This is a genomic window from Mesorhizobium cantuariense, from assembly GCF_042647205.1.
In the GTDB taxonomy this organism is placed as follows: domain Bacteria; phylum Pseudomonadota; class Alphaproteobacteria; order Rhizobiales; family Rhizobiaceae; genus Mesorhizobium; species Mesorhizobium cantuariense.
In genome coordinates this window covers 7,727,383-7,751,551 of the sequence record NZ_JBHRVD010000001.1, presented here as the reverse complement: position 1 = coordinate 7,751,551, position 24,169 = coordinate 7,727,383, and the positions used below count along the sequence as shown (strand labels likewise).

At 63.1% G+C, this 24,169-nt stretch carries 24 protein-coding genes and 1 pseudogene; 1 reads left to right on the top strand and 24 read right to left on the bottom strand.

Annotated features, from left to right (window positions below; translation table 11 throughout):
- Positions 1-73: 73 nt before the first annotated feature.
- From truB to rimP, 7 genes and pseudogenes are all read right to left on the bottom strand, one after another.
- Positions 74-742 (bottom strand): annotated as a pseudogene (truB, locus tag ACFOJ9_RS37735) (tRNA pseudouridine(55) synthase TruB); the annotation flags it as partial.
- Positions 742-1,167, bottom strand: coding sequence for a 30S ribosome-binding factor RbfA (gene rbfA, locus ACFOJ9_RS37730; protein WP_378987130.1), 426 nt, complete (start codon positions 1,165-1,167; stop codon positions 742-744). The gene rbfA and the pseudogene truB, both read right to left, overlap by 1 nt.
- Before the next feature lie 104 nt (positions 1,168-1,271).
- On the bottom strand, positions 1,272-1,685 hold the full coding sequence (locus tag ACFOJ9_RS37725; protein WP_378987127.1) for a hypothetical protein: 414 nt from the start codon (positions 1,683-1,685) through the stop codon (positions 1,272-1,274).
- A 151-nt stretch (positions 1,686-1,836) separates the two neighbouring features.
- On the bottom strand, positions 1,837-4,407 hold the full coding sequence (gene infB, locus ACFOJ9_RS37720; RefSeq protein WP_378987124.1) for a translation initiation factor IF-2: 2,571 nt from the start codon (positions 4,405-4,407) through the stop codon (positions 1,837-1,839).
- Entirely contained in the window at positions 4,404-5,054 is a 651-nt protein-coding gene (locus ACFOJ9_RS37715) for an RNA-binding protein (protein WP_136619586.1), read from the bottom strand. Before ACFOJ9_RS37715 ends, infB begins: the two co-directional genes overlap by 4 nt.
- Positions 5,055-5,092: 38 nt before the next feature.
- Complete coding sequence (gene nusA / locus ACFOJ9_RS37710) at positions 5,093-6,688, bottom strand: transcription termination factor NusA (RefSeq protein ID WP_109666377.1); 1,596 nt, start codon at positions 6,686-6,688, stop codon at positions 5,093-5,095.
- 49 nt (positions 6,689-6,737) lie between these two features.
- On the bottom strand, positions 6,738-7,385 hold the full coding sequence (gene rimP / locus ACFOJ9_RS37705) for a ribosome maturation factor RimP (RefSeq protein WP_378987119.1): 648 nt from the start codon (positions 7,383-7,385) through the stop codon (positions 6,738-6,740).
- Between the two features lie 288 nt (positions 7,386-7,673).
- On the opposite strand from rimP, the gene ACFOJ9_RS37700 reads away from it, so the two are divergent.
- The gene (locus tag ACFOJ9_RS37700; RefSeq protein ID WP_378987117.1) at positions 7,674-7,841 is read left to right on the top strand and encodes a hypothetical protein; all 168 of its coding nucleotides are present in this window, start codon (positions 7,674-7,676) and stop codon (positions 7,839-7,841) included.
- 63 nt (positions 7,842-7,904) lie between these two features.
- On the opposite strand, the gene trmB is transcribed toward ACFOJ9_RS37700, so the two are convergent.
- The 17 genes from trmB to ACFOJ9_RS37615 all read right to left on the bottom strand — a co-directional run bounded on the left by trmB (position 7,905) and on the right by ACFOJ9_RS37615 (position 24,066).
- Positions 7,905-8,606 (bottom strand): tRNA (guanine(46)-N(7))-methyltransferase TrmB, encoded by a 702-nt coding sequence (gene trmB / locus ACFOJ9_RS37695; protein WP_378987114.1) that lies wholly within the window; start codon positions 8,604-8,606, stop codon positions 7,905-7,907.
- A 23-nt stretch (positions 8,607-8,629) separates the two neighbouring features.
- Complete coding sequence (gene metK / locus ACFOJ9_RS37690; protein ID WP_378987111.1) at positions 8,630-9,895, bottom strand: methionine adenosyltransferase; 1,266 nt, start codon at positions 9,893-9,895, stop codon at positions 8,630-8,632.
- Positions 9,896-10,064: 169 nt separating this feature from the next.
- Positions 10,065-10,484: a helix-turn-helix domain-containing protein gene (locus tag ACFOJ9_RS37685; protein WP_023811410.1), complete on the bottom strand. Its 420-nt coding sequence runs from the start codon at positions 10,482-10,484 to the stop codon at positions 10,065-10,067.
- 140 nt (positions 10,485-10,624) lie between these two features.
- The gene (gene lnt, locus ACFOJ9_RS37680) at positions 10,625-12,217 is read right to left on the bottom strand and encodes an apolipoprotein N-acyltransferase (RefSeq protein ID WP_378987107.1); all 1,593 of its coding nucleotides are present in this window, start codon (positions 12,215-12,217) and stop codon (positions 10,625-10,627) included.
- A gap of 103 nt (positions 12,218-12,320) precedes the next feature.
- Positions 12,321-12,791 (bottom strand): VOC family protein, encoded by a 471-nt coding sequence (locus ACFOJ9_RS37675; protein ID WP_378987105.1) that lies wholly within the window; start codon positions 12,789-12,791, stop codon positions 12,321-12,323.
- Positions 12,792-12,807: 16 nt separating this feature from the next.
- The gene (locus ACFOJ9_RS37670; protein WP_378987102.1) at positions 12,808-13,920 is read right to left on the bottom strand and encodes a hemolysin family protein; all 1,113 of its coding nucleotides are present in this window, start codon (positions 13,918-13,920) and stop codon (positions 12,808-12,810) included.
- Positions 13,921-13,947: 27 nt separating this feature from the next.
- A complete protein-coding gene (gene ybeY / locus ACFOJ9_RS37665; protein ID WP_378987099.1) occupies positions 13,948-14,448 on the bottom strand; it encodes an rRNA maturation RNase YbeY in 501 nt (166 codons plus the stop codon).
- A gap of 18 nt (positions 14,449-14,466) precedes the next feature.
- A complete protein-coding gene (locus ACFOJ9_RS37660) occupies positions 14,467-15,459 on the bottom strand; it encodes a PhoH family protein (RefSeq protein ID WP_224699087.1) in 993 nt (330 codons plus the stop codon).
- Positions 15,460-15,543: 84 nt separating this feature from the next.
- Positions 15,544-16,953, bottom strand: a complete 1,410-nt coding sequence (gene miaB / locus ACFOJ9_RS37655; protein WP_378987095.1) for a tRNA (N6-isopentenyl adenosine(37)-C2)-methylthiotransferase MiaB — start codon at positions 16,951-16,953, stop codon at positions 15,544-15,546.
- A 75-nt stretch (positions 16,954-17,028) separates the two neighbouring features.
- Complete coding sequence (locus ACFOJ9_RS37650) at positions 17,029-17,829, bottom strand: lysophospholipid acyltransferase family protein (RefSeq protein ID WP_378987092.1); 801 nt, start codon at positions 17,827-17,829, stop codon at positions 17,029-17,031.
- 21 nt (positions 17,830-17,850) lie between these two features.
- On the bottom strand, positions 17,851-18,345 hold the full coding sequence (rimI, locus tag ACFOJ9_RS37645) for a ribosomal protein S18-alanine N-acetyltransferase (protein ID WP_136619810.1): 495 nt from the start codon (positions 18,343-18,345) through the stop codon (positions 17,851-17,853).
- A complete protein-coding gene (tsaB, locus tag ACFOJ9_RS37640; RefSeq protein ID WP_378987088.1) occupies positions 18,346-19,023 on the bottom strand; it encodes a tRNA (adenosine(37)-N6)-threonylcarbamoyltransferase complex dimerization subunit type 1 TsaB in 678 nt (225 codons plus the stop codon).
- Positions 19,024-19,133: 110 nt separating this feature from the next.
- A complete protein-coding gene (locus ACFOJ9_RS37635) occupies positions 19,134-20,240 on the bottom strand; it encodes a DUF1513 domain-containing protein (RefSeq protein WP_378987085.1) in 1,107 nt (368 codons plus the stop codon).
- Positions 20,241-20,610: 370 nt separating this feature from the next.
- Entirely contained in the window at positions 20,611-21,690 is a 1,080-nt protein-coding gene (locus tag ACFOJ9_RS37630; protein WP_378987082.1) for an imelysin family protein, read from the bottom strand.
- Positions 21,690-23,291: a di-heme oxidoreductase family protein gene (locus ACFOJ9_RS37625; RefSeq protein ID WP_378987079.1), complete on the bottom strand. Its 1,602-nt coding sequence runs from the start codon at positions 23,289-23,291 to the stop codon at positions 21,690-21,692. The genes ACFOJ9_RS37630 and ACFOJ9_RS37625 overlap by 1 nt, the downstream gene beginning before the upstream one ends.
- 12 nt (positions 23,292-23,303) lie before the next feature.
- Positions 23,304-23,789, bottom strand: coding sequence for a bacterioferritin (gene bfr / locus ACFOJ9_RS37620; protein WP_013527914.1), 486 nt, complete (start codon positions 23,787-23,789; stop codon positions 23,304-23,306).
- Positions 23,755-24,066, bottom strand: coding sequence for a (2Fe-2S)-binding protein (locus ACFOJ9_RS37615; RefSeq protein ID WP_378987076.1), 312 nt, complete (start codon positions 24,064-24,066; stop codon positions 23,755-23,757). The genes bfr and ACFOJ9_RS37615 overlap by 35 nt, the downstream gene beginning before the upstream one ends.
- Positions 24,067-24,169 lie beyond the last annotated feature (103 nt).

Here is a 24,169-nt window from a genome sequence, read left to right as displayed (position 1 = left end):
TCGTATCAGCGGCTTCTGTCGTGTCGGCGACGTCGGTCGCATCCGAGCTGTCTTCATCCTGCACGCCGAAACGGGCGGCTTCCAGTTCGGCGATGGTGACGAAATCCTCCGGGGTGAACGGCTCGACCTCGACCCGGCGCAATTCGGAAATGTGGCCGAAGCAGCTGAGGTCGCGGCCCATGTCGCGGGCCAGCGAGCGCACGTAAGTGCCCTTGCCGCATTCGACCTCGAGAACGGTATGGTCGGCGTTGTGCTCGACAATATCGAGCCGGCCGATCTCGACCTCGCGCGGCGGGATGTCAACTGTCGCGCCGTCACGTGCCAGATCATAGGCGCGCTCGCCTGCGATCTTGATGGCCGAGAATTGCGGCGGCGTCTGCATGATGACACCAGTGTATTTCGGCAGCAGTGCGAGCACTTCGGCTTCCGACGGACGCCGATCCGAGTCCTTCGTCACCGGACCTTCGAGGTCATCGGTCGAACGCTCCTGCCCCCAGGCAACGGTGAAGCGATAGATCTTGGCGCCGTCCTGCACATAAGGCACCGTCTTGGTGGCCTCGCCAAGCGCGATCGGCAGCATGCCGGAGGCGAGTGGGTCGAGCGTGCCGGCATGGCCGGCCTTTTCCGCCTGGAACAGCCATTTGATCTTGGAGACGGCTTCGGTCGAGCCCATGCCGACCGGCTTGTCCAGGATCAGCCAGCCCGAGATCGGCCGGCCCTTCTTCTTGCCGCGGCGCGCCACTATTCGGTATCCTTGTTATCGTCTTTGTCCAGGTCCTCAGGACCCAGATCGCGCGCCACTTCGGGCGACTTCAACAGGTCGTTGATCCTGGCAAAATTGTCGAAAGAGGTGTCGAGCTTGAAGCGGAACTCCGGCATGAACTTCATCTGCCGCAGCGCGCCGGAGACGCGGCCACGGACGAATTTCGCATGCTTGTTCAACGCCTCGACCACCGCATCGGCATCCTTGGCGCCGAGTGGCGAAACGAAAACGGTGGCGACCCTTAGGTCGGTAGACATGCGCACTTCCGAGACCGAAACCACGGTGCTCTCGATCAGTGGATCGATGATCTCGCCGCGCTGCAAAGTTTCGGACAAGGCATGGCGCACCTGCTCGCCGACGCGCAGCATGCGCTGGGTTGGGCCAGCGTTTGTCGATCTTGGCATGAAAACTCTTCCTTCGCGCGGGTTCGAACCGCCATAAATCGTCCACTTAATGCTGTTGACCTCGCTTGGCTACCCCACCGGGAGCCAGGATCGCGGCTTTGCCACTAATGCAACGTACGTGGCTCGGAATGCTCTGTCTCTTGGCCAACCTGTCTAGAAGCCATGACTGATACGATCTCGTCGTACCCAGCCTTCATACTGGACTCGGACTCAAACGCACTCATCGGAATGAACCAACCGCCTTCTTGCATCACGAAGCCGATGCCGAAATCGGTCAGGGTAATTTTGTCTACGGACCTCCACCCAATATGGGTTTCTGAATCGGTGACAAGCTTTGAGATGCCAGTGCCGTCCACTCGGATCAAGGTCGGCTCAGGCTCGAAATGAGCAACCTCGCCTCGTCTCGCCAGAATGGGCCCGAGATTGATCATGACGCCTGTGACAATAGTCATCATGCCCACAACTCCCATAACTCCGACCAAAGCGCCGGAACTGTCGAGGTAGTTTGTGGCAAGCATCAGCGGAATGCCAACGAGAAGGCAGTAACTCAACCTTCTCAGGCCGCGGAGACGATCTTCGTTCCGCGCCCTTGAGTAGACCCCTGAAAAATCGGCAGGAGTTAGAACAAAGCGGTACTCAAGGCTCCGTTCTTGCTCCATGTGCCAACGCTTACAGTGTCCGGGTCACCATCTCGACGCGGAAGCACTCGATGACGTCGCCGACGCGCATGTCCTCGTAGTTCTGGAAGGCCATGCCGCACTCCTGGCCGCCGGGGACTTCCGAAACTTCGTCCTTGAAGCGCTTCAGCGTCTTCAGCGTACCTTCGTGGATGACGACGTTGTCGCGGATCAGGCGCACGCCCGCACCACGCTCGACCTTGCCTTCGGTGACACGGCAGCCGGCGATCTTGCCGACCTTGGTGATGTCGAAGATCTCGAGGATCTGCGCGTTGCCGATGAAGGTCTCGCGGCGCTCCGGCGACAGCAGGCCCGACAGAGCCGCCTTCACGTCATCCACAAGGTTGTAGATGATCGAGTAATAGCGGATCTCGATGCCAGCTGCCGCTGCGGCGGCACGCGCCTGGACGTTGGCACGGACGTTGAAGCCGATGATCGCGGCACCCGAAGTCTCCGCCAGCGAGACGTCGCTTTCGGTGATGGCGCCGGCGCCGGCATGGACGATGCGCGCACGCACTTCGTCGGTGCCGAGCTTGTCCAGCGCCGCGTTGATCGCCTCGATCGAGCCTTGCACGTCGCCCTTGATGACCAGCGGGAATTCCTTCAGCCCGCTCGTCTGCAATTGCGACATCATCTGCTCGAGCGACCCACGCTGGCCGGCATGCTTGGCAACCGCCTTCTCGCGGGCCAGACGCTGGCGATATTCGGTGATCTCGCGGGCACGAGCCTCGTTGTTGACCACGGCGAAGCGATCGCCGGCCTGCGGCGTGCCCTGCAAGCCAAGCACTTCGACCGGCATCGCCGGCGGCGCTTCCTTGATCTGCGTGCCACGATCGTTGACCAGCGCGCGCACCCGGCCCCATTCGTTGCCGGCAACAAGGATATCGCCCGGCATCAGCGTGCCGGTCTGCACCAGCACGGTGGCAACGGGACCACGTCCCTTGTCGAGCTGGGCTTCGATGACGACGCCCTCGGCGGTACGATCCGGATTGGCCTTCAGGTCGAGGATTTCAGCCTGCAGCAGGATCGCCTCGAGCAGCTTGTCGAGATTGGTGCCCTTGGTCGCCGACACTTCGACATCCAGAACTTCACCGCCCATGGATTCGACGAAGACCTCGTGGCGCAGCAGTTCCGAGCGCACCTTCTGCGGATCGGCATCATGCTTGTCGATCTTGTTGATCGCCACGATGATCGGAACGCCGGCCGCCTTGGCATGGCTGATCGATTCGATCGTCTGCGGCATGACGCTATCGTCGGCCGCAACCACCAGGATGGCGATGTCGGTCGCCTGGGCGCCACGAGCACGCATCGCCGTGAAGGCGGCGTGGCCGGGCGTGTCGATGAAGGTGATCTTGTGACCGTTCTTCTCGACCTGGTAGGCGCCGATATGCTGGGTGATGCCACCGGCTTCGCCGGACACGACATTGGCGTTGCGGATGGCGTCGAGCAGCGAGGTCTTGCCGTGATCGACGTGGCCCATGATCGTCACGACAGGCGGACGCGACACCAGGTCCTCGGCATTGTCGGCGATGTTGAACAGGCCTTCCTCGATGTCGGACTCGGCGACGCGGCGAACCGTATGGCCGAATTCGGTGGCAACCAGTTCGGCCGTGTCGGCGTCGATGACGTCGCCCGGCTTCAGGATCTGGCCCTGCTTCATGAAGAACTTGACCAGGTCGACCGCACGCTCGGACATGCGTTGCGCCAGTTCCTGGATGGTAATGGTCTCTGGCAGGATCACTTCGCGCATGACTTTCTCGCGCGGCTCATTATGCATCGCGCGCTTGAATTTTTCCTGGCGACGACGCATCGACGACAGCGAACGGGCTCGCGCATCTTCGTCGGACAATGCCGAATTCAGCGTCAGCTTGCCACGGCGGCGGTCTTCCTCGCTCTTGGTCGGCTTGGCCGGACGCGCCACTTCGGGCGTGACCGGACGGCGCACCGGCACACCGGCACCAGCCCGCTTTGGCTTGGCCACTTCCTCGTCATCGACTGTTGCCAGTTCGGCAGCCAATGGCGCGCGGCGACGGGCCTCTTCCTCGGCGCGACGGCGGGACTCAGCCTCGGTCTGCAACCGCGCCTCTTCCTCGGCCTGGCGGCGTGCGGATTCATCGCGTTCGCGCTTGCGGCGCTCTTCGTCCTCGGCACGGCGCTTGGCGTCCTCGGCAGCGCGCTGGCGGTCCTCGACCTCGCGCACCTTGGAGCCTTCAAGCGCCCTGCGGCGCGCTTCCATTTCACTGCGCGACAGTTCGTTCAGCACCATGCCGCTGCGTTCGACCGGGGCCGGTGGGGGCGGCGGCGGCGGCGCCTTTGCTTCCTGCACGACGGGCGCGGCCACAACCGGCGGCTTCGGTGTGAAGACGGGGGCGGCAACCGGCTCCGGCTTGTCGCCGGGCATCGAGAACTTGCGCTTCTTGGTTTCGACGACGACCTGCTTGGTGCGGCCGTGCGAGAAGTTCTGGCGCACAGTGCCCTGTTCCATACCGGGGCGCTTCAGCGTCAAGGTCTTCTTCGGCGTCACACTCAGCGTATTGTCGTCACCCGATTTCGTATCGCTCATTCCATATCCTCTGCGGCATCATCTTCGTCAGCAACAGCCGCAAGCATTGCCAGATCGTCCGGGGAACCGCCCCGATACCGGTCGAGCGCAACCATGCGCTTCTGGACCGCCCTGCCCGCGTCTCCCGCGAGAACGGCAGCATGTATCACATTTGTACCCCCCAATGCCAAGCTCAACTCGGCCTCGGAGAAAAGTTTGTAGGCAAGGATAGCGGGCCCGCCAAGATGGACTGTCGCCCGTCGCGCCTGGCTGATCTTGCGCACGCCGTCGTCGGACGCCTCGGTCGCGTGAAGCACGAAAAGCGCCAATCCGCCGCGCACAGCGCTCTCGACCTTGGTGGCGCCCAGCGAAATTGCGCCTGCCTTGCGGGCAAGACCGAGCATGCCCAGAGCGTATCTGGAGAGCAGCCCGTCGACCATGCCGCCAAGATCGGGCGGCACGACCACTTGTGCCTTGAAGGCGCGGGCAAAGAGGTTCTTCGCCGCAGCCTTGTCGATATGTAGGCGGTCAGCGCTCACCCAGCAACCGCGGCCGGGCAAATTTCTCTTGATGTCGGGAACGACGGCCGAATCCGGGCCGACGACGAAACGGATCAGTTCATCCGGTTCGGCTTGTTTGCGCGTAACGATGCAGGTGCGATCGTTCATCTCGTCCAAGGGCGGGTTCGGTGCGATGCGGTTTCACCTCACGCACCAACGGCTTCGTCAGCCGAGACTTCTTCGGCCGCAAGCTCGTCTTCGGTGATCCAGCCGGCCTTGAGGCGGGCAGCCAGAACCATCTGCTCGGCATCGGCACGCGCGACGCCGTGATTGGCAAGCACGCCGGGGAATACCTTGGTTTCGCCGTCCTTGCGTTCCTTCCAGCCGGTTAGGTCGTCGGCGGCATAGCCGGCAAAGTCCTCGATCGTCTTCACGCCGTCTTCGCCGAGCGTCACCATCATGGCGGTGGTGACGCCGGGGATTTCGCGCAATTCGTCGGAGACGCCGAGCGCCTTGCGCTTGTCGTCGTGCTCGGCCTCGATCTTCTCCAGATATTCGCGGGCGCGGGTCTGGATTTCCGAAGCGGTGTCTTCGTCGAAACCGTCGATCGAGGCGATCTCGCCGGAATCGACATAAGCGACTTCCTCGACGCTGGTGAAGCCTTCGGAGGCGAGCACCTGGCCGACCATCTCGTCGACGTCGAGGGCTTCCATGAACAGCGACGAACGCTCGACGAACTCCTTCTGGCGACGCTCGGATTCTTCGGCCTCGGTCAGGATGTCGATATCCCAGCCGGTCAGCTGCGAAGCGAGCCGCACGTTCTGGCCGCGGCGGCCGATGGCCAGCGACAGCTGGTCGTCGGGAACCACGACCTCGATGCGTTCGGCATCCTCGTCGAGCACGACCTTGGCGACTTCCGCCGGCTGCAGCGCGTTGACGATGAAGGACGCGGCCGAAGGCGACCACGGAATGATGTCGATCTTCTCGCCCTGCAATTCGCCGACGACGGCCTGGACGCGGCTGCCGCGCATACCAACGCAGGCGCCGACAGGATCGATCGAGCTATCGCGCGAGATGACGGCGATCTTGGCGCGCGAACCCGGGTCGCGGGCGACCGCCTTGATCTCGATGATGCCATCATAGATTTCCGGCACTTCCATGGTGAACAGCTTGGCCATGAACTGCGGATGGGTTCGCGACAGGAATATCTGCGGGCCGCGCTGCTCGCGGCGCACGTCGTAAACGTAGGCGCGGACGCGGTCGCCATATTTGTAGTTTTCGCGCGGGATCAGTTCGTCGCGACGGATGATCGCTTCGCCGCGGCCGAGATCGACGATGACGTTGCCGTATTCGACGCGCTTGACTGTGCCGTTGACGATTTCGCCGATGCGGTCCTTGTATTCGTCATACTGGCGGTCGCGTTCGGCCTCGCGCACCTTCTGCACGATGACCTGCTTGGCCGACTGGGCGGCGATGCGGCCGAAATCCATCGGCGGCAGCTGTTCGGCGATGAAATCACCGAGCTGGGCGTCGGGATTGCGCTCGCGGGCCGAGGAAATGGCGATCTGCGTGGCGTAGTCATCGACCTTCTCGACCACTTCCATCAGCCGCTGCAGCTTCATCTCGCCGGTGTTCGGGTTGATGTCGGCGCGGATGTTGGTCTCCTGGCCGTAGCGCGAACGCGCCGCCTTCTGGATCGCATCGGCCATGGCGGCGATGACGATCGACTTGTCGATCGACTTTTCACGCGCGACCGCGTCGGCGATCTGCAGCAGTTCAAGTCTGTTGGCGCTTACAACCATCGTTTTTCTCCCGAGCCTGTTTGCCGGACCTTTGCGCCCGGCAGCTCAATCATAGTTCCTGTTCGTGTTCTTCCGTGGCGTCCGCTTCCGCACCCTCGGGCACATCGTCGTCCGGTTCGCCGCGGCGTCTTTTGGCTTCCTTGCGCGCCCTGTTGTCCTTCGACAGGGCGTCGCGGATGAGGTCGTCGGTCAGGATCAGGCGCGTTTCGGAAATCGCGTCATAGGGGACACGCACCGTCGGCTCCTCGCCATAGGCGGCCTTTTCGCGCTCGATCAGCACATCGTCTTCGCCGGCCTCGACGATCTTGCCCTTGAACCGCTTGCGGTCGGCAACGACGATGGATGTTTCCATCTTCACCAGATGACCCGCCCAGGTCGCGAAATCCGATTTGCGGACCAGCGGCCGGTCGATGCCGGGCGACGAGACTTCAAGATGATAGGCCTTTTCGATCGGATCATCGACGTCGAGCGCCGGCGACACCGCGCGGCTGACCTCTTCGCAATCCTCGACGGTCATCGTGCCGTCCTCGCGCTCGGCCATGATCTGCAGCGTCAGCCCGTTCTGGCCCGACAGATGCACCCGCACGAGGCGGAAGCCAATGCCACGCAGAACCGGCTGGATGATCAGCGCGATGCGCGCATCGATGCCGCTTTCGCGGATGATGCGATCGTCGCCCTCGCTTGCCGTTGCAGTCATTGAAGTCCTGTCGTTCTACCCGAAGTTATCGGCAGGTAATAAAAAAGAGCGGGACCGGGTGGACCCACTCTTCGTCATACCGACCAAGAATTTGAGGTTGGTATAAACGATCATGGCCGGTGTTTCAAGCCCGGCGTGCTGGTCCGTCGAAGGCAGCGGGCGGCAGCGTTGCATGGCGCGCATGGCGCCTATGCGGCAACACCCATGTGATTGGCGCTGAAACGCACCTATTTATGTTGCACTGCACAAACGTGGCTGTACGCCACACGTGCACGAAAGGACACGATCATGAGCAACCGCAAGATTTTTTCGGCAATCGGCGATTTCTTCACCGTATTCGGCAGCGCTGTCGCCGCCTCGCGGGCCGTGGAAGCCGGTCGCAAGCCGCGCGCCAACGACCTGCGCAACCTCGGCGTCGAACCTGCCGCCATCGATCGCATCGGCCGCCGCTTCTAAGACCGGCGAGCCTGACACGGAACCTGTGATTCCCGCCGAGGCAAGGCACGCCCTCTCACGAGCCTATTTCCGGACGAAGGTAAGATAGGCCGGCCGCCGGCCCTCGCGAATGGCCTTCGCCTCGTAACGCGTGCCCGGCCAGCCATCATAAGGCCGGTGCCAGTCCGCCGCCTCCGAAGCCTGCCACGCGAATGCGCCATGCGCACGGCAATGCAGCAAGGTCCAGTTGACATAAGTATCGATATCGGACGCGAAGCGGAATTTTGAACCCGGCTTCAGCACGCGCGCGAACCGCTCGAGATTGACCGGGCTGACGAAGCGCCGCTTCCAGTGCTTCTTCTTCGGCCAAGGATCGGGATAGAGCAGATCGATGCCGTCGAGCGAGGCTGGCGGCAGCCAGTCGAGCAGCCTTGTGGCGTCGTCGTCGTAAACCCGCAGATTGGCGAGCGGCTTCTCCCGCACCGCCATCATCATCTTGGCCATGCCGTTGACGAAGGGCTCGACGCCGATAAAGCCGACCGCGGGCGCCTCGGTCGCGCGATGCAGCAGATGCTCGCCGCCGCCGAAGCCGATCTCGAGGCGAATCGCCGAAATATCCGCTTCAAACAGAGTGCTGAGATCGGCCGGCGGTTCAGCCGTCAGATCGAGACGGTATGTGCCGAAGCCGCTTTCCAGCGCGGCCGCCTGCTGCGGACGCATGGTCTTGCCACGCCGGCGACCGAAGAAGGCTTCGGTCGCGCGGCTTGGTCTGTCCTTCGGGTCCATGGCGGGACTTTGCGGCGCCGCTGTCAGGCGCCGACCGCGTCCTTGAGCGCCTTGGCGAGATCGGTCTTTTCCCAGGAGAAAGACCCGTCGCGGCCGGCCTTGCGGCCGAAATGGCCGTAGGACGACGTCTTGGCGTAGATCGGCTTGTTGAGATCGAGATGACGGCGGATGCCGGACGGCGACAGATCCATCACACTGCGCAGCGCCTCCTCGAGCTTTGCCTCGTCGACCTTGCCGGTGCCGTGCAGGTCGACATAGACCGACAGCGGCTGGGCAACGCCGATGGCGTAGGAAAGCTGGATGGTGCAGCGGTCGGCGAGTTTCGCCGCCACGACGTTCTTGGCCAGATAGCGCGCCGCATAGGCCGCCGACCGATCGACCTTGGTGGTGTCCTTGCCGGAGAACGCGCCGCCGCCATGGGGTGCGGCACCGCCATAGGTGTCGACGATGATCTTGCGGCCGGTCAGCCCGGCATCTCCATCCGGCCCGCCAATCACGAACTTGCCGGTCGGATTGATGTACCACATGCAGTTGTCGGCGATCTTCAGCTCGCCCAGCGCCTCACGGATATAGGGTTCGACGACCTTGCGGACCTTCTTCGAATCCCAGCTCGCATCGAGATGCTGCGTGGACAGCACGATCTGCGTCGCCTCGGCGGCCTTGCCGTCGACATAGCGAACGGTGACCTGGCTCTTGGCATCCGGTCCGAGCCTGCCGGCTTCACCGCTGCCCTCGTGACGGGCCGCTGCCAGCAGTTCGAGGATCTTGTGGCTGTAGTAGATCGGCGCCGGCATCAGATCCGGCGTCTCGCGGCAGGCATAGCCGAACATGATGCCCTGATCGCCGGCACCCTCTTCGCCCTGACGGTCGGAGGCATTGTCGACGCCCTGGCCGATGTCAGGCGACTGGCCGTGCAGCAGGACCTCGATCTTCGCCGTTTTCCAGTGGAAGCCGGCCTGCTCATAGCCGATTTCACGGATCGCCTTGCGAGCGACCGACTTGAACTTGGCCGGATTGACGACCGGATGGCCGGCGGCATCCTTGAGGATATTGCCTGCCTTGTCCTTCTTCAGCAGCGTCTCGGGGACGCGAACCTCGCCGGCGATGACGACGCGGTTGGTGGTCGCAAGCGTCTCGCAGGCGACACGGACCTTCCACGGGTCCATCCCGGTCTTCTTGGCTTCGCGATAGACCAGATCGACGATCTCGTCGGAAATCCGGTCACAGACTTTGTCGGGATGGCCCTCGGCAACGGATTCCGAGGTAAAGAAGTAGTTCTGCCGCGTCACGGGTGTCCCCTCTTGAAAAACGATCGGCAGGCTGCCGATTTTGGCGCGCCACGTGTTAGCGGGGCGAAGCGTCGCTCGTCAAGCGGTGCTTCGGTTCTGGCATGAATGTCGATGCAATTATCTTGTGCCACCGGCGGCAAGACGCCGCCGGTCCTGGCGTGATTGCGGATCAGTCAGGATCGTCGGTGGAGAGGGACTTGACCAGGTCTATGATCCTGCGGCGCACCTTGGCATCGGCGATCTTGACGAAGGCCCGGTTGAGCTGAAGGCCTTCGGGGCTGCCGCAGAATTCGACGGCGAAAGCCATCGACGCGTCTTCGGCAAATCCACGGCCCGCCACGGGCTCCTGGCCGGGCGCATCCTCGAAAAAGAAGGCGACAGGCACGCCGAGTATGGACGCGATCGCCTGCAGACGGCTGGCGCCGACGCGGTTGGTGCCCTTTTCATATTTCTGAATCTGTTGAAACGTGATGCCGAGATTTTCTCCCAGCTTTTCCTGGCTCATTCCCAGCATATTGCGGCGAAGCCGGATGCGACTGCCAACATGGATATCGATCGGATTCGGTTTCTTCTTGTTGTCTTCTGTCATTTTTTCCTCGCCGAATTTTTTCGGCTTTCTCTATTTTTTTCCTGCCCAAACAAAGCCGGAGGCAACTGCCCCAACAGAACGATCCACCGACTTCGAGAAATTTCAGGCGCTTACAGTATGAGTTTCTAATGTGTTGGCTGTCAATTCACCCGTAGCCTTTGCCTTACGTTCAACAGGACTGCCCCAACGGCAAACAGCAACATGATCAGCATTCCGTTAATGCGCCGTTGGCCGGGAGATATGACCGCCTGTTCGGAAATCGGTACACGGGCATCGATGGCGCCGCGGGCGTCGATCGCCAGCGCATCAGCGATACGCCCGCGCGGGTCAACGACGGCCGAAATGCCGTTGTTGGCAGCACGCACCAATGGCAATCCATTTTCCACCGCACGGATCTGGGCCTGCCTGAAATGCTGATACGGACCCGGCGTGTCGCCGAACCACGCATCATTGGTAACGTTCACAATAAGCTGTGCTGACGTTGCGTCAACTGCCACAAGATCGGGAAAGATCACCTCATAGCAGATAAATGGCAGCGCACGGATACCGTCAGGCAGCGTGATGGCGTGCCGCTCATTGCCGGCCGCAAATGTCATCGGCCCGGCAACCAGTTGCTCAATGCCGAAACGCTCGAGCAGATCGGAGAAAGGCAGATATTCGCCGAACGGCACCAGGTGGACCTTGTCGACAGCATCAGCGATTTCGCCCTTGTCGTCGATCGCGACCACGGAGTTGTAGTAGCGGCTGTCGGCATTTGCGGCCGAGCCACCTTCCTCGCGGACGACGCCGGCGATCAGCATCTGGCCGGGTGCGAGCATGTCGCCCAGCGCCGTCAATGCGTCCGGACGCTCCGTGAAAAGGAACGGCACCGAGGTTTCGGGCCATAGGATCAGTTGCGGCTTTTCATGGCCGGGCTCCGGCGCCTTGGCCGACAACCCCATCAAGGTGGCGAAGATGCGGTCGCGCACCGAGGCGTCCCATTTTTCCGACAGGTCCACGGCCGGCTGGACGATGCGGACATCCAGGTTGTGCGTGGCCGGCGGTTCGGGAGCGGCAAGCCTGACATAGCCAAAGCCTATATGGGCGGCGGCAAGCACCACAAACAGCGCCGCGCCGAGGCGCAGATGCCGGCGTGCCGCCAGCAGCGCCGGCAGGGCGAAGACGAACACCGCGAGCGCGTTCATGCCGATCATGCCGGTGACCGAGACGCTCTGCATCAGCAAAGGCACGGGCATGGCCGCGTAGCCGATGGCATTCCAGGGAAACCCGGTGAACAGGAAGTCGCGCAACCACTCCGCCAGCCCGAAACCGAAGGCAAGGGCGGCGATGCGGCCGATATCGTTGCTCCACAGCAGGCGGGCAACCATGGCCGCAAAGCCGTAGAAAAAGGCGAGCATGAAAGGAATGCCGACCACAGCGAAGGGAAGCGCCCAGGCAAAGCTGTCGGCCTCGACCAGTAGCGCCGAGCCGATCCACCACAGGCCGGCAAGGAAATAGCCGAAGCCGAACCACCAGCCGACGGCGAAGGCCGGCCGCAAGCGCCGGAACAGGCTGCCGGAGGCTTCGCTGGTGGCGCCGTCGAGCAGCCAGACCAGCAGCGGAAACGAGATGAAACAGGCGGCGAAGAAATCGTAAGGCGCCTGACCAAGCACCGCCAGGGCGCCTGCGAGAAACGCCACGAGCGCGCGGCGCCAACCCCAAAGCAGAATTATCCGGCCGGCAAGGCGCACCATGCATACTTCCGAGTCGCGCGAATCAGGACGCAAGATTTAACAGGCCACGGTCCGCGCTCCAAACGCCGGATGGCTGACTGTGATGCACAGCTCCGGCCCAGCTCTACCGGTGCCAACCGTCGATTTGAACGCCGCCCAGCCGTTCGGCCTCCTCGCGCGGAACCGAGCGAATGGTCTGCGTGAAAGTCCAGACATGGCCCTCGATATCGCGCGCCCGATACTGGCGCTCGCCGTAGAACTGATCCGCCGGCTCCTGGATTATATCAGCACCGGCTGCCCGAGCCTGCTCGCAATGGGCGTCGATGCCGTCCTTCAGCCTGATATAGACCGACTGCGTGTTCTTGCCCGAGACGGAAGCCGGGCTGGCAACATGATCGGCCCATTCGGAATCGACGATGATATAGCCGTCGCTGAACCGCATCTCGGCGTGGACGAGCGTTCCCTCGGCATCGCTGACCACCATGCTGCGCGCGAAGCCGAAGGCTGCTTCCAGCCAGTCCAGCGCGGCACGAGGGTCCTTATAGAAAACACCGGAACCCAGACTTGGATGCTTGAACGGGTCGTCGACAGTCATCGGGCGAGCGTAACGCTCACGCCTGTTCGGTGCGCGCCGTGGCACGCCGGCGGCGTTCGCCCTTCTGGCTCTGCACGATGCGCACGCGCTTGACGCGGCGCGGATCGGCGTCGAGCACGTGGAACTCGAAGCCGGGTATCGCCTGCACCACCTCGCCGCGGGCCGGAACGCGGCCAAGCGTGTTGAAGATCATGCCGCCGATGGTGTCGACATATTCGCCATGTTCGCCGGCGGCGAAATCGCCGCCGATCATCTTGGCGACATCGTCGATCTCGGCCTTGCCGTCGACGATGAACACGCCGTCACCGCTCTGGGTGATCATCGGCTCGTCGTCGTCATGCTCGTCCTCGATGTCGCCGACGACCATCTCGACGATGTCTTCCAGCGAGGCAAGGCCGTCGGTGCCGCCATATTCATCGATGACCAGCGCCATCTGCGTGCGCGTCGTCTGCATGCGGCCCATCAGGTCGGAGGCAAGCATTGACGGCGGCACGAACAGCACCGGGCGGATCAGATTGAGGTCGCCAATGGTGCGTGCGAGGTCGACCTGGGCCAGATCGAGAACCGTGGCGGCGGGGGTTTTCCTGGTCGTGCGGCCCTTCTTGACGCGCGCGATCTTGGTGATGTGGGCCAGCACGTCACGGATATGGACCATGCCGCGCGGATCATCGAGCGTCTCCGAATAGACCGGCATTCGCGAATGGCCGGATTGCTCGAAAGTGCCGAGGAGATCGCCGAGCGTCGTCGTGATCTCGACCCCCTGGATGTCGGCGCGCGGCACCATGACGTCCTCGACGCGCACCTCGCGCAGCCGCAGGATGTTGTTGAGCATGGCGCGTTCGCCGGGCGAGAAGGCGCCGGCATCGCTCGTCGTCTCGGCAAGCGCGCCGGCAATTTCCTCACGCAGGCTGGTTCCGTTGCGTTGCCGAAACAGGCCCAGAACGCGGTCGAACAGGGAGGGACCGGCAGGCGATGATTCGCTGGCAACGCTGCCGGCGCTGGCAGCACCAGAGGTACTGTTAGCACCAGAGGTAACGGTACTCGGACTTGATCCCTCTTCCGACGTATCGGAAGCCTTGGTCGCACTGCCGGCGTCGGGGCGGGCGGCAGTCTCTGGTTTGTCGTTCATCGTCGTCCGGTCAATTGGTCTTTTGTGTTACGCGTAGGGATCGGGAATGGCAAGCCTTGCGAGCGCTGCGCGTTCGATGGCTTCCATCGCCTCGGCCTCGGCCTCGGTCTCGTGATCGTAGCCCAGCAAGTGCAGCAGGCCGTGGATGACGAGATGGGTGATATGGTTCTCGACAGGCTTGTCTTCCAGTGCCGCTTCGCGCGCGACCGTCTCGGCGGCGAGCACGATGTCGCCCAGCATCGGCGGCAACGGACCGCCTTGCGCAAACGGAAAAGCCGGGAAAGACAAGACGTTGGTCGGTTTGTCCTTGCCGCGCCAGCCGGCGTTGAGGGTCCGGATATGGGCGTCGTCGGAAAAAACAAGGCTAAGCTCGGAATGGCCCGCTACGCCGGTCTCGGCAAAAGCAGCCACGACAGCGCGATCGACCAGCCGCGTCAGGCTTGCCTCATCGGGCCAATCGCCCGCTTCGACAGATATATCGATGTCGACGGGAACATCCCCGTCGCCGGATATTATGTCCTCAGGCATGAAGCCGCATCGTCGAAATCAATTCTCGGCGCCGAGGCCGCGCGCCAGTTTGGCGTCCCGGTCGTACGCCCTGACGATTTCCGCCACCAGCGGATGGCGGACCACGTCGCCATCGTTGAAGCGCACGGTTACCGCGCCTGCCACGCCGTCCAGCACGCGCAAGGCTTCGACCAGGCCCGATTTGGTGTTCGAAGGAAGATCGATCTGGGTCGGATCGCCGGTGACGATCATGCGCGAGTTCTCGCCGAGACGGGTCAGGAACATCTTCATCTGCATCGGCGTGGTGTTCTGCGCCTCGTCGAGGATGACGGCGGCATGCGCCAGCGTGCGGCCGCGCATGAAGGCGAGCGGCGCGATCTCGATCACTTCGGCGGCAATCGCGCGCTCGACCTTGTCGGCCGGCATCATGTCGTAAAGCGCGTCATAGAGCGGCCGCAGATAGGGATCGACCTTCTCCTTCATGTCGCCCGGCAGGAAGCCCAGCCGTTCGCCGGCCTCAACCGCCGGCCGCGAGAGAATGATGCGTTCGACCATGCCGCGCTCGAGCAGCATCGCCGCATGCGCCACCGCCAGATAGGTCTTGCCGGTGCCGGCGGGGCCGATGCCGAACACCAGTTCCGACCTCTCCAGCGCCCGCATATAGGCGTCCTGGTTGAGCGAGCGGGCATAGATCGTCTTCTTGCGGGTGGTGATCTGGGCAGCGGAGACCTTGCCCTTGCGTTCCAGCGTCGGCAGCGTCAGCTGGTCGTCGGCGGCAATCGCCATGCGCACGGCGCCGTCGACGTCGGACTGGCCGATATCGACGCCCTTCTGGAGAATGCCGTAGAGATTGTCCAGGGCGCGGCGCGCCTGCTCGGCGGCCGACGCCGACCCCTTGATGGTCAGCTGGTTGCCGCGCGAGCGGATGTCGACACCGAGCTTTTGCTCCAGCCTGGCGAGGTTTTCGTCAAACTGACCGTAAAGGGCGCTGGCAAGCTTGTTGTTGTCGAAAGTCAGAACGATGTGCGCCATGTCAGAAGCCCCAGATGCCGGTACCGGGGGCAGGTTCTTCAGCTCTGCTGCGCTCAACCGTCTCTCCTCATCTGCCGAGACCCCTCAGGCCAATTCGGCGAACAGGCTATTGTAGCCCGTCTTCGTGATTCGCACCTGGATAATGTCACCGATTTCGCCGGCCTTTTCATCAACAATAACCGGCTGCAGCCAAGGAGACCGGCCAACCTTCTGGCCGGCCTGGCGACCGGGCTTCTCGATCAGCGTGTCGATGGTGCTTCCGACGAGGCTCAAGCCGAAATCCTGCTGCTGCTTCAGAAGCAGCGCCTGCAGCCGCTGCAGGCGCTCGTCCTTGACCGTTTCCGGCACATGATCGGGCATTTCAGCGCCCGGCGTACCGGGACGCGGCGAATATTTGAACGAGAAGGCAGAGGCGTAATTCACCTGGCGCACCAGTTCCATTGTCGCCTCGAAATCCGCCTCGGTCTCGCCAGGGAAGCCGACGATGAAATCGCCGGAAAGCGCGATGTCAGGCCGGGCAGTGCGGATGCGGTCGAGCAGCGCCAGATAATCCTTCGCCGTGTGCCGGCGGTTCATCGCCTTGAGGATGCGGTCGGAGCCTGATTGCACCGGCAGATGCAGATAAGGCATCAACGCCGGCAGATCGCGATGGGCGGCGATGAGCTCGTCGTCCATGTCGCGCGGATGGCTGGTAGTGTAGCGCAACCGCGCCAGGCCGGGAATTTCGGTGAGCCTGAACAGCAGGCGGCCAAGGCCCCATTCCTCGCCGTTCTCGCCCCGGCCATGCCAGGCATTGACGTTCTGGCCAAGCAGCGTCACTTCGCGCACGCCGGCTTCCGCCAGGCGTTCAGCCTCCGCGACAATCTGCGCCACCGGCCGCGAGACTTCGGAGCCTCTGGTGTAAGGCACGACGCAGAAGGTGCAGAATTTGTCGCAACCTTCCTGCACGGTGAGGAAGGCGGTGACGCCGCGCTTGACGACCTCGGCGCGCTTCGGCTGCGGCAGATGCTCGAACTTGTCCTCGATGGCGTAGTCGGTCTCGACGATCTTTTCGCCGCCGCGCACCCGCGCCAGCACATCGGGCAGCCGGTGATAGGTCTGCGGCCCGATGACCAGATCGACGGCCGGCGAACGGCGGATGATCTCGGCGCCTTCGGCCTGCGCCACGCAGCCGGCGACGCCGACCAGCATCTCGCGGCCGGCCAAGGCGCGTTCGACTTTCATGTCGCGGATACGGCCGAGCTCGGAATAGACCTTTTCGGCCGCCTTCTCCCTGATGTGGCAGGTATTGAGCAGCACCAGGTCGGCCTCGCCAATGGCATCGGTCGCGGAATAGCCGTCGGCGGCCAGCGCATCGGCCATGCGCTGTGAATCATAGACGTTCATCTGGCAGCCATAGGTCTTGATGAAGACCTTCCTGGTCGCTGCCGCCGGCGCGGCCATCCCTTCGGCCGCGGCGTCGATGTCGTCGCGCTCTATCGTGTTCAAGTCCATCCGGCGGCTTCTAACGCCTTTCCGTGACAAAAAACAGACGATTCTCGCCATGCGCCTGCAGGTGCATGCCGGGGGCTAGCGGCTCGGGCGCGGCTCGGCAAGCGCTGCCTGCATCATCGCGCGCACCTGGCTTTCCATCAGTTTCGACGTTTCCTTGCGGTTCGAGCCCTTGGAAAAGGCGATCGGTTCGCCGAAATGCACCTCGACATCGAGGGCGCCCTCCGCCAGCAGTACCCTAAGATGCGGCATCAAATCCTCATCGCCGATCCAGGCGGCAAGCGGGCGGTGCCGGCGGCCGAGCGGCACGCCGTGCAGGCGGGTATAGGCGATCGCCACCGGCTGGATGAAGACCTGCTCGGCCGCGCCTTCCGAAATCGCCATCGAGGCGGCGCCAAACAGCGTGCTCTTGAACGGCAGGATCATGTTGCCGTCGCCGGTCGAGCCCTCGGCAAACAGCACCATGGCATCGCCCTTGGCCATGCGGCTGGCGATCTCGCTTGCCTGGTCGCCCGAGGAACGCTTGCGTTCGCGCTCGATGAACACGGTGCGCTGCAGCTTCGACAGCATGCCGATCAGCGGCCAGCCTTCCATATCGGCTCTTGCGATGAATTTCACATCGACCATGGAGCCGAGCACCATGATGTCGGTCCAGGAGATGTGGTTGGAGGCAACCAGCAGCGGGCGCTTGTCGGACAGCGTGCCCTTGACATGGATGCGCATGCCAAGCGCCCTGATGATGAGCCTGTGCCAGATCTTGAGGATGAATGTTTCCGGCCACCAGCCGGTCTTCATCGACAGGATCTGCAACGGCACGAGAACCAGCGAGCCGGCGACGACGAGGCCCAGCGCCAGGAAAATCCTGATTTTCTTGATCATCGCCCTACCCCGGCCGTCTCGCTAGCGAAGATCACGGCGCATGACAAGCGCGCCGGTCGGTCCGTGTTCCGGCGACCTGTAGTAATTCGGCCGCTTGCCGACCTCGCGGAAGCCCAACCGTCGATAGAGCGCGATCGCGGCGACGTTGGTCTCGTCGACCTCGAGAAACAGCGCTTCGGCGCGCTGCGCGTGCAGTTCGCGCAACACCGCATCCATCAATTGCCAGCCCAATCCCTGGCGGCGGTGCGATCGCGCCACCGCGACGGTCAGGATCTCGCCTTCGCCAGCCGCGAGCCTCGCCAGCACGAAGCCGACGGGTGGCTTGGCGCCCTGTCCGGTTTCACGCGCCGCATAGCCGAACACGGTGTCCTGTTCGAGCAAGGCGGCGAATTCGCCATCGGTCCAGGGGCGGACAAAGTCCTCGCGATGCAGCAGCGAGACCGCGCGGCTGTCGGCGATCCTCAGCGGCTCGAGCGCATAGTCCCGGCGGCGTGGTTGGAGAAAAGGTATGCGCATTTATCTTTCTTGCCTTGATAGAATGAACCCTGCCTGCGGCTTGGCGTCGGCGCCGCGCAGATAAAGGGGTTTCGGCCTTTCGCTCTCGCCCTTGGCGGCCGCCAGACGGGCGTAGGTGACAATGTCGGCAGTTGCCGTCTGAGGCCCGATATCGAAACCGCGCCCCGCCGCTGCGGCAATCTGCGCGGCAGCGGTGCCGGCGAGCACCGAAGAGCTTTCCGTCGCCATGGTCACGGCTTCCGCCAGTGCGGCCACAGCCGGACCGTAAGTCAAAACCGACATTTCATCGTAAAAAGCCGCATGGATTTCCTCCCGTCCGGCATCGAGCGCCGCCAGCACGGCGCGACCGGGAAACGCCGCTGCTGCATCAGCGGCCAGCGCCTCGAGCGTCGTCACCCCAATCGCCGGAACCTTCAGCGCCAGCGCCAGGCCGCGCGCGGTCGAGACACCAACGCGCAGACCGGTGAAGGAGCCGGGGCCGACGGAGACGGCGATGGCGCCAAGACCGGCGTAGTCGGTTGCGGCCGTCTTGAGCGCTTCGGCGATGACCGCCATCAAGTGCTCGGCATGGCCCTTGCCGAGATCGAGCACCGAACGGCCAAGCTCCCGCTTCGCCACCACGTCATAGACGCAAGCGGCGCAGAGGTTGGCGGCACAGTCGATGGCAAGCAGTTTCATGGAGCGACCGGTTCGAAAAACAATTCCCTGTGCCCGCCACGGCCCGCCACCGCAAGGGGATAGTGCATAATTCGTTAAGCGGCTTCGCTTCGGCTCGACAGGAAAAGCACCTATGCGGCCGGATCGATGCGCAGCATGTGGTTGTCCCAGACATAGTCCGGTTCGGAGCGTGTCGCGCCGCTGCCCTCGATGATCTCGCCAGCGCCAGTCGTCGCCATGAAGCCGGCTCCGTCTGGCGCCACGCCGCAAACCTCGACCAGCGCGCTGTTCGAAACGATGCGGCCGCTGGCCGTATCGATCACGACAAGCGAATTGCCTTCCGGCGAGGAGACGGCGACGGTGCCGGCAGCCGGATTGGCGGCAACCGAGCCGATATAATTGCGGAAGCCGGACAAAACGTCCTGCGGCATGTCAAGCAACTGCAACGCCTTGCCGCGCGCGGCGCGGCCGACCAGCAGCGGAAGATCGGTGCCCGCCCCCCTGTACTGGCAGCCGAACCAGACGGTGCCGGACGGGTCGGTGTCCATATGACGGATCGACAGCTGGTGCAGTGCGGCCGGCAATTGGTGTTTTTCGATGAGGTCGCCGGTGACGCGGTCTATGAGCGCATAGGATGGCTTCATGGTGGCGATGTTGAGCTCGGCGCGGCCATAGTCCGGGTGGGTCTCGATGCCACCATTGGCAACAGCGATCGTCCTGCCGTCGCTCAGCAACAGAAGCTCGTGCGGACCCATGCCGTAGGTCGGGAATTCACCGATGCGGTTGAACTTCGCCCGCGCATCGTAGACGCCGACAACGCCGGCAGCGTTATCGAAGTCGTTCTCGGTGGCATAGAGCAGCGCCCCATCGGCGGAGAACACGCCATGGCCGAAGAAATGCCGACCCGTGACGCTGGCGATGGTCAGTGGTTCCTCGCGGCCCGAATGATCGAAAACCACCGCGAAAGTGCCGGGCTGGCGAGCAAACACCACCGAACGCTTCGACACCGGATCGAAGGTGACATCATGGCCGCGATCGGGCAGGTCGATCGCATGCAGGAGCTTGCCGGCCTCGGACAGGACGGCGGCGCCATAGCTGCCGTCGCGCTTGACGAAGGCGGTGGCGAAGACGGCGTCGGCCGCAAGTGTCTTTGCCCAGGCCGAAGGGGCAATCGCCGCCATGAAGCCTATCCCGGCAGCTTTCAGGAAATCGCGGCGATCAATGAGGGAGGTTTTCAAGAGACGATCCTCCCCTGCACTGATTCGCTCCAAGACACGGTGATTTTTACGGATCGGAGCTGACGCTTGGCACCTACCGATTCTTGGGCACCTACCGATTCTTGGAATGATCCATCGCAGACGTTAGAAGTTGGCCGAAGCCTCCGGAACTTCGTCATCCACGGGCGGAGCAGGAGCGAAGCTCCGTCGCGGAGACCCGAGTATCCATGCCGTGACCTTGACCGTCGGGTGCAACGGAGCAAAATTCTGGACTGCGGCAGCGCTTTGAAATCGCGGCATGGATCCCGGGGTCTGCGCTGCGTCGCTTCGCTCCTTGCTTCGCCCCAGGATGACGAAGCTATGGGCGTTTCGGCCAATCTCAAGGTCATGCTCAGTCCCCATCCAGCGACGAGAAGCCGGCGGTCAGGCCGAATTCAGCCGTCAGCCTGGTGCCGATCAAGGTCGACAGGCTGGAGGTGATCAGCGCGAAATGGTCGAGTTTGTCACGCAGTGTCGGATCGGCGAGCGCCTTGTCGATCGGGCCCTGAATGGACTTTGCGGTGGCGACACCGTTGACCAGTTGGATATGGATCGATTGGGCCATCCAGCGCGCATCGGGCGGCAGGGCGTCGCCAAGCTTCGAGGCCTGGAACAGCGTGTCTATCCCGGACAAATTGCCGGCCAGCGAATTGGTGGTGTTCTGCGAGCGCCAGTAGATCGCCTGTTTTGGCTTGTCCGCATCCGGCTTGCCGCCGAAAAACCCTTTCAGGCGCACGTCGCGGACCATTTCCAGTTCATTGATGAAGACACCAACCAGTTCGGTCACCGCTTCGTTGCCGTCGCGATAGAGCGCGTTCTGCGGCCCCGGAGTGGCCCAAAGCGCTGCAAAGCCGTCCGGCTTGTTCCAGGCGGCGCTGACCTCACCGGCCATGGTTTCGATGTTGCCGGCTATTGCCGCGCCATAGGAGCAGCGATAGGGATCATCCTTGCCCGCCAGCGCATCGGCGCCGTCACCGAAAAGCACGAATTCCAGTGCGCCCAGCCCCTGCATGGCAACGCTCTTGCCGGCCAACTGTGCCGGATCGGTGGCAGTCGGGTCCTTGGCCGACAACGCTGCCTGCACCTGCTTCAGGCCGATGCTCTTGCGATCCGGCCAGAACAACATGCGCTCCAGCCGGTTGTTCTCCTTGATCGGTCCGAAGCCGATGATTTCGGCCGACGACCAGGCATAGACTGTGGCGGAAAATTCAGAGCGCGCGGCATCGAGCTCCTTTTGCGAAGGCGCTTCGCAGAGGTTGTGCATTGCTTTCGTCAAGGTTTCGGCGTGCTGATGCAGGCCCTCATAGGCCGGGCGGACAAAACCGTCGATCGCCCTTTGGATGACATCCGAGGCTTTCACAGCCGCCGACGCCGGGACGACGCCTGGCAGAGCCAGCGAAAGAACGAGAACCAGCGCGGAACGCTTCAGCATCACAGTGACCCCAGGAATTTGAGCAGTGCTTCGCGGTCGGCCGCGTTGGCGGCGGCAAAGCGGACGCGCGCCTTCCGCGCTTCGCCGCCATGCCACAGGATCGCCTCGGTCAGGCTGCGCGCGCGCCCGTCATGCAGGAAGAAGGAATTGCCGTTGACCGTCTCGGTCAGGCCGATGCCCCACAGCGGCGGCGTGCGCCATTCATTGCCCGTCGCATCTCCCACGGCCTGGCCGTCGGCCAGATCAGGCCCCATGTCGTGCAGCAGGAAGTCGGAATAGGGCCAGATCAACTGGAAGGCCTGCGCCTTGTTGGGCGTGCCGCGACGGGTGACGAATTTCGGCGTGTGGCAGGCAATGCAGCCCATCTCATAGAAGATCTTCTTGCCGGTGAGCACGTCTGGCAGGTCGAGGTCACGGCGCGCCGGCACGGCCAGGTTCTGCGAATAGAAGGTGACGAGGTCCATCACCGGCGGCGGCGCCTCGACCGGGCCGAGACGCAGCTGCACGCCATTCGGCATGGCGAGGCATTTTTCCTGTGCCGCGGTGCAATCGCCCCAGTGTTTCGGCTCTTCCGGCGTCGAGATGCCGATGTCGCCGGCAAAGGCGTCGGCTGTCTGCTGACGGATCGACGCGGTCTGCGCCTTCCAGCCGAAACGGCCAATCGTCAGTTCGTTGCTCTGGCCATCGCGCACGATGTTCGGTCTGCCGGAAATACCATCGCCGTCCCGGTCGTCCGGGTCGGCACGAGCAAGAATATCCGCCGGTGCGATCTGTTCGATCAGGCCCAGGCCGATCATCGGCGGCGTCAGTCGCGGCGACAGCGTGGTGCGCGGATCGAGTGGTCCATAGGCAGGATCGACGACCGAATAGCTTGGTTTGCGCAAGGAAATCACGGTGCCGTCCGTCAGCTCCACCTTACGTTCCTGGTAGTCGACATGCATCCCACCTTCGCCGCGCAGGCCGGGTACGGCGAGCTCCTGCAATTGCGTGCCGTAGACCGGGTCGGGGAAGTTGAGCACCTTGTGTTCGGCAAGCTCGGCTTTCTCCTTCGCGCTGCTCGCGTCGCGGGCCAGCCGCAGGAACATCGAGGTCGTGCCGGCATCGCCTTGCGGCGGGCGGCCGCGGCCATCCTTCAGATGGCAGTTCTGGCAGGCGCGTTCGCTGAACAGCGGACCAAGCCCGTCCGACGCCTGCGTCGAGGATGGCGACGACACCCAGTTCTTGCGGAAAAGGGCATTGCCGAGCTTGAAGTCACCCTCTTCCTCAAAGGTGATGTTGGCCGAGGATTGCGAGAAGGAATCGCGGCTGACGTCCTTTCTGGACGTGCCCGCGCCCCCTTGCATCAGTTCGAACTGCTCCGGCTTGGAAAAATCCGACGTCGGCCTGGTGACGGCGGTGACGCGCGCCTGATCCTTCGCATTGAGGTCGGTGCGCGTGGTGGCGAGGCCGGCAGGTTGAAGATCGCCGGCAATCGCGGAAGAGGTAAGCGCCAACACGAGAACGACGCAGCGCCGACGCGCCAATCCGGCCGGCGTCTTCTCAGGGAGCGGCGAGCCATCGGCCCGCTGCGGGCGGCGCACGAATTCTAGCAGGCGCCGCATTCCCGCATGCCCTTACTCCGCCTCGTCCGCCGATGCGGCGTTGAGCTGGCCGTATTTTTCCTCGCCGATCGAGGCAAGCAGGTCGAGCTGCGTCTCGAGAAAGTCGATGTGACCCTCCTCGTCGGCCAGCAATTCCTCGAACAGCTTCATCGTCACATAGTCGCCGGCGTCGTTGCAGATCTCGCGTGAACGCTTGTAGGCGGTACGCGCGTCATATTCGCCGGCAAGGTCGGATTCGAGCACTTCCTTGACGTTCTGGCCGATGCGCAGCGGCGCCACGGACTGCAGGTTCGGATGGCCTTCAAGGAAGATGATGCGGGCCACGAGCTTGTCGGCATGGTGCATCTCCTCGATCGATTCCGCCCGCTCCTTCTTGGCCAGCTTGGCATATCCCCAGTCCTCCAGCAGACGGAAATGCACCCAGTACTGATTGACAGCCCCTAGCTCGAGAAAAAGGGCCTCGTTAAGCCGCTCGATGATCTGCGGATCGCCTTTCATGATTTCTGCTCCCGTATTGGACGCGCAGGCCTCTGACGCGATCCAGGTGTGAAACGACATCCACGCCGCTCGCCTCCGAGCGGGCGTGGTAATTTTCGGTGACCCGAATGATCGTTTCCACCACATTTGGGAAGCAGCCGCAACAGCGACCACGTTTTTGCATGGCATGATAGATCTTCGCCGGCACGATCAGCTGCCAGGGATCCTGGTCCAGCAGCCCCACTATCGTCTGCTCGATCTCCTTCTCGGTGATGATATTGCAATGGCAGATCAGCATCAATTTGCTCGGATGGCTGACGGCGGCTCCCGCACCGTGTGGCTTGATTTCTTAACCGGAGCCCATCCCGAAGCCGAGATTGGCTCCGGATCGGGCTCCAGTC